Origin of the sequence: Bartonella sp. CL436QHHD, from assembly GCF_042195105.1 — a bacterium.
Taxonomy (GTDB): domain Bacteria; phylum Pseudomonadota; class Alphaproteobacteria; order Rhizobiales; family Rhizobiaceae; genus Bartonella.
Genome location: NZ_JBHINR010000069.1, coordinates 1 through 5,720, shown reverse-complemented (window position 1 = coordinate 5,720; position 5,720 = coordinate 1). Strand labels below are relative to the sequence as shown.

Here is a 5,720-nt window from a genome sequence, read left to right as displayed (position 1 = left end):
TGATTTTTAACGTCCATGTTGTATTGTTTTTCAGATCAAAACGTACATTTCTGTCTTTAGCAATATTCGCTCTGCCTTCTAGAATAGACTGATCTGCGCTTAATGTGAAGGTGCCGTTGGAGATCGCTTTAACCTCTTTATTGTTCCAATAATTGTCATTTTTCCAAGATTTTGGATCTTCGAAAAGACCATCTCCTAACAATACATCAGCATGGATTTCTGAATTTTTGAGATTGACTGTACCGATTGACAAACCTGGAATATCTTCCATGTTATCGTTAGTAAAAGCTCCAACAAAAATTCCAGTACCATTTTCAGCGTGAACATCTGCATTGGTTAAATTGATTTCACTGCTACGTTTTTGTGGATCATCTGGATAATCTAGATCAGGATTAGAGAGAGCTATAAATTGCAAACCAGCAACTCCTGCTATCATAGAAGTATTCACGACATCAATATGTCCGTTAAATGCCGCCCATAGTGCAACTTTTTTTGCTTCTATTTTATTTTTTATTGTATTCTCTGCTGCTCCAATATAACCATTCGTCATCTTAATCGTGCTATTATTTCCTGCGGTGAGACCAACATCAAAATTTTGAATGATTGTTTTACCATTTAACTTAATTAAACTATCAGTTTCTGCAACGTTTACACCAACGGTCATTATTTTACTTTCACCACCGGTTATAATTAAATCTCCGCTAATGATTTGACTTCCACCGTCTGCATAAAACCCTTCATCAACATTTTGAATGGTTGTTTTGCCCATTAACCTAACTTCACTACCAGAGTCCGATGTCCATATACCAGTGCGTTCGTTGTCGGGGCCGTCAAGTGCTTCACCACCGATTATTGTTAAATCTTTGCTGGTGATTTTACCACCGTCAACTGCTCCAAGGCCGCCCAAAGTATTGTTAATTATTGTATCTCCATGCAATTGAATTGTGCTGTCATTGCCACTTACAAATGCACCGTTTCCTTTTCCCTCTGTTTTTAGAGCAACATCTGTGGCATCAATATGCCCTCCGTTGATTGCGAATAACGCTGTTTCGTTCGCGGCTACGGATCCTCCCATCATTATGATCTTAGATCCTGAACCGTCTGCAAGGAGTCCTCCGCCATCAGATGATGTAATGTTAGCATTGTTTTTTAAGATAATCGTACTGCTGGCTTCGGCGCTTCCTCCTACATCACGTCCACTAAATGATCCTCCTGAGACCGTTATTGTTGAGTGATCATTTGCAACTATACTGGCGGCTGCCTGAGTCACTTCTACATTATTTAAAACAACGGTACTTTTGTCTGCTTTTATTCCAAAGTTTAGTAGCGCATCGTCTTTACTATTCGATATCTTCACACCTTCTAGCTTGTTTTCACCACTGTTACTGTTTAAGAAGCTGGCACCAACTAGAGAAGTTTTAATGGTTCCTCCAGTCATGTTTATTGCGCCACCATCGTTTGTTGTAAGTCCAATTTCACTATTACTAATCGTTGTTCCCTCAAGCAATTCAACTACACTGCCTTCACCATTAGAAAATACACCAGATGACTTATCGCTATCATTTGTTTTTAGGGTTACATCTGCAACAGTAATATGGCCACCATTTTCAGCAACCAATGCATTACCTTTCCCCGTGACGGTTCCTCCCGTCATGCTGATGGAGGAGTTTGAACTGTTTGCATAGAGTCCAACGTTATCAGATGATGTAATGTTTGCATTGTTGGTTAAAGTGATGGCGCTGCCGTTTTGAGCAGATATTGTTGTATTTTGTGCATGAAATGATCCTCCCGAGATTGTTATTGTCGAATCATGATCTGCAAATATACCGGCTGCTGCTTGAGTCACTGTTACATTATTTAAAGTGACATTACTGTTAGTTGCCTTGATTCCATTGATTAGTGGCGCATCATCTTTCCCACTTGATGTCACTACATCTTTCAGTTCGTTTTCTTTGCTTTTGCTATCCAAAAAGAATGCACCAACTTTGGACGCTGTAATGCTTCCCCCAGTCATTGCGATTGCGCCACTTTCTTGTGTTTTCAACCCGATTGTAGCATCTTTGATCTTTGTATCAGACAATTCAATCACACTGTTTTCACCTTGAGACAAGGCGCCGAATCCACTCTCAATTTTAGTACCCTTATTAGATGCAGGATTATCCCCTTCTGTAGTAGGTGCACTTGTGGTATCTCCCTTTGCTGTTAGAGTACCACCCGTGACTTTAATATGACCACCGTCGTTTGTATACAATGCTGCGTCTTTTCCAGTTACGCTTCCTCCAGTCATTTTTATGGTGGTATTTTCATCATCGGCATGGAGTCCGTTACCATTAGATGAGGTAATGTTAGTACCGCCATCTACAGTAATGGTGGTGCCGCCCATAGCATATACGCCATCCATTTTACCCTCGAATGATCCTCCGGATACTATAACTTGAGAAACGTCATCCGCAAGTATACCAGTTTCTGCTTGCTTAACTGTTACATTTTCTAAAGTAATTAAACTTTCGTTGTTTATTTCTATTCCAAGGAGTGATGATGCTTCATTTTTATTATCTGATATCACTACATTTTGCAGTATACTTCTACTATTCTTACTACCATCAATATAAACGCCAGTTTGAGAAGCTGTAATGTTCCCCCCGGTCAGGTTGATGTTAGCGCCGTCTTTTACAGAAATACCGAAACGAACATCAGAATCAGTGCCTTGAATATTTAAGCCATTTAATTCAAGCGCACTGTTAGCACCTTCAACTGTTACAACATATTTATCGCTACCTGTGTCTGTATTTGTGTTTTCATTTCCAGTTACAGTTACAGTACTGCCGGTGATTTTTCCTTTGTCTTTTACATAAATAGTCTCGTACGTTTTTCCGGATATATCTTTTTCTTCGTTGGCAACGCCAAGAGTTTCAGCATGTGCAGTGAACTGGATGTTGAATAGGATGATAGCAGCCGCAGCCGTGCATGATAAAAGGGATGTTTTATACACCAGTATTCTCCTTATGAGAGCCCCCAAATATTCATTTCCCCGCAAACTTCATAAGAAGAAGTGAAAATGGATAGTTGTTATTAATTTCGATAATTTTCTTTATTTGGTAAGACATTTTTGATTTTTTGTCAAAATTAAAAAATAAATAATATTAAATTTGTATGAATTTATATTTAACACACAATGTGCTTGTAATGATTTATATTATATAATTAAATTTATTGTAAATCTACATTATAGAAATTATAACTATTATTATTATACTTTACATAATTTATATTATTTTTTATAAAGTAATAATAGTATTTTATGTAGTATTTCTGCATTTTTATAGCTTATCAAAGTGAATGATGACGGTAATACTATAACACTGTTGCTAGCACTTTTGATTATTTATACCTTATTTATCATAATATTATAATATAATTGATCTTGATATCCAAAGGAGTTGGGCACTCTAGTATAAGAATATATTTTTTCTCCTGTTGGGGATATTTTAATAGTATACGACTAAGTTTTTATAAGCTGTTGATGTATCGATGACATTTGAAAGAGCCAGAGCCCAAGCTTATAAATCTTAATCAATTAAAGTTCTTGAAGTTGAAGGCTTGAAATCAACAGTGCTTTTATATCATCAAAGTGCACCTTCATTGAAGGATCATTGCTTTCGTTATTTCGAATTTTTGACATATTTTTGACAATAAAATCTAAAAAAATTGTCTCTGAGGAATTTTTTAATATAAAAAATATGTAACGTTTTTATGGTGATAGGTTTATGAGATATAAAGTTGAATTGGTAATCACCGTGATTGCTTTTACTCTCTCTGGTTGTTTTAATCTTGATTCTGAAAAAATAAAAAGAGACAAGAGGCTTCATCATGATGCATTCATGGATTGGTCTATGAAAGAAAAGTCTCTTACAAAAAATTATACTGCTATCATTATGGCTGATCCGCAACCGTGGCGTTTAAACTCTGGTGATGCCAATGGAATATCAAACAGAGAGCCATGGTTAAAGATAAATGAGCAGGTTGCTGGTGTGATAAAAGCGCACAAGGCTGCATTCCATATTGTCAATGGTGATCTGACGGAGTTTGGACAACAAAAAAACTATGATGATTATGAAAATGTTTATAAAACTCTTGGAGCACCTGTCTATGAGGGGCTAGGGAATCACGATTATGCCAATAATGTTGGTAATTGTACAAATCCTCAAGAATTCAGTTTTTACAAAGATGCTTGTGCTATAAGTGCAGTTTCAAGAATGGTATCGGAAATCAAAAAATACCGTAGTCAATTATCGCATTTCAATGCAGATGTTACTGAAAGCTTGGTTCCCATTTCGGGTGGAAATATTCGCTCGATAAGGGGGAGTTTGAGTTATTCTTGGGATTATGGAGATGTTCACTATGTGCAGCTTCACAATTATCCAAGCTATACGGTTGGTTTGAAGGGGCAGTCTACAGAAGTGCAAATCAATAAATCTTTAGATTGGCTTAGGAACGATTTAGCTGCTGCTGATGCAAGAGGTAAAGTGACAATCATTAATTTTCATGATGCGCGTGCTGCTTCCATTGATGGTGAATCCTTTTTTATTCGTAAAAAGAATGCTAAAGATTTGTCGGTCTTTAAGTCAATTATTACCTCTCATAATGTTAAAGCAATCTTCGTGGGTCACACGCATTATCAGTCTTATTGCCGTGCGAAAAATGATAAGGTTTTTGGAAATATCCCTATATATACAGCTGGTGCGCTTTTTAATGGAGATTATTACCTCTTAGATGTGAAAGGCAAGACCATTCACGTTAAAGCCTATAATGGAGAAATAGGAAAACCGCTTTTAATTAAAGATCTTGGTGTTATAGGGAAAGACACCAAATTTTCGGCAAGTTGCAGTAAGTTATAATAGGATTTGTTTCTTTGTCTTAAAGCATGAGGGAAAAAACGTATTATATGTGCGGACTTGAAGAGCAGTAGGAGTGTCTAAATGTTACTTAGAAATAGAGTGAAAAATCAGACATATTTTTTTCAAAGCTGCTAAAATTTCAGGTTATACGCTATAAGTGCAATGGTTTAATGTGAACTGAGCTTTAATACAAAGCAGAATAATGGTTTGTTATTCTATTTTTTCTTTTTAGGCTTTCATCTTTGAAGAAAGGGGAGTTTGTCAAGGGTGTGTTCATAATTTGCTAGCACTTGTTGTCCAGAATCATCAAGAAGGCTGTTTTTATTAATTTGTTGCGGTATAATTATTAAGTTATGCCCTTTATTAGAGCTTATAATATCTACTCATGGGCAACACTTTTCTTTTTCATAAGAAAAGCTTTTTATTTTGATCAATTTTTTACTTATAATCTTCAAACAATTGATGTTTTGTGATGCTGTATAATTTCTCTTGATTAATCGTATGAACTTTTAGTTGTATTACAATTTTATCTTCTTCTTTTATACGTAAGTAAATCGTTACAATAATATGATACAAATATTGGAGTCTGTTTATAGCTGTTATGGTCTCATGCAATTATCCTTAGATGACTCTCACGTGTCTTGGCAGTTTTATCTTTGCTTTGAGAGAGGTGTAAAAAGGGGATTTTAAGAAGTTTCAGTTTAGAAAGAGTTTTTTTACACAGGAAAAGCTCTCGGAGAGTGCCAAGGCTGGTATGGAACAAGCGGGCGAAGATCTGGCTAATTCGATTGTCGATGGCTTTATGTCGTCTATCTCACAATT

The 5,720-nt window shown here is 36.2% G+C and carries 2 protein-coding genes; one reads left to right on the top strand and one right to left on the bottom strand.

Annotated features, from left to right (window positions below):
• Positions 1-2,992: beta strand repeat-containing protein (locus tag ACFIKN_RS08230; protein ID WP_375658228.1), on the bottom strand; the 2,992-nt coding region annotated here is incomplete at its 3' end.
• Between the two features lie 775 nt (positions 2,993-3,767).
• Between ACFIKN_RS08230 and ACFIKN_RS08225 the strand changes: the two genes are divergently transcribed.
• Positions 3,768-4,898: a metallophosphoesterase gene (locus ACFIKN_RS08225; protein WP_273791624.1), complete on the top strand. Its 1,131-nt coding sequence runs from the start codon at positions 3,768-3,770 to the stop codon at positions 4,896-4,898.
• Positions 4,899-5,720: the final 822 nt, after the last annotated feature.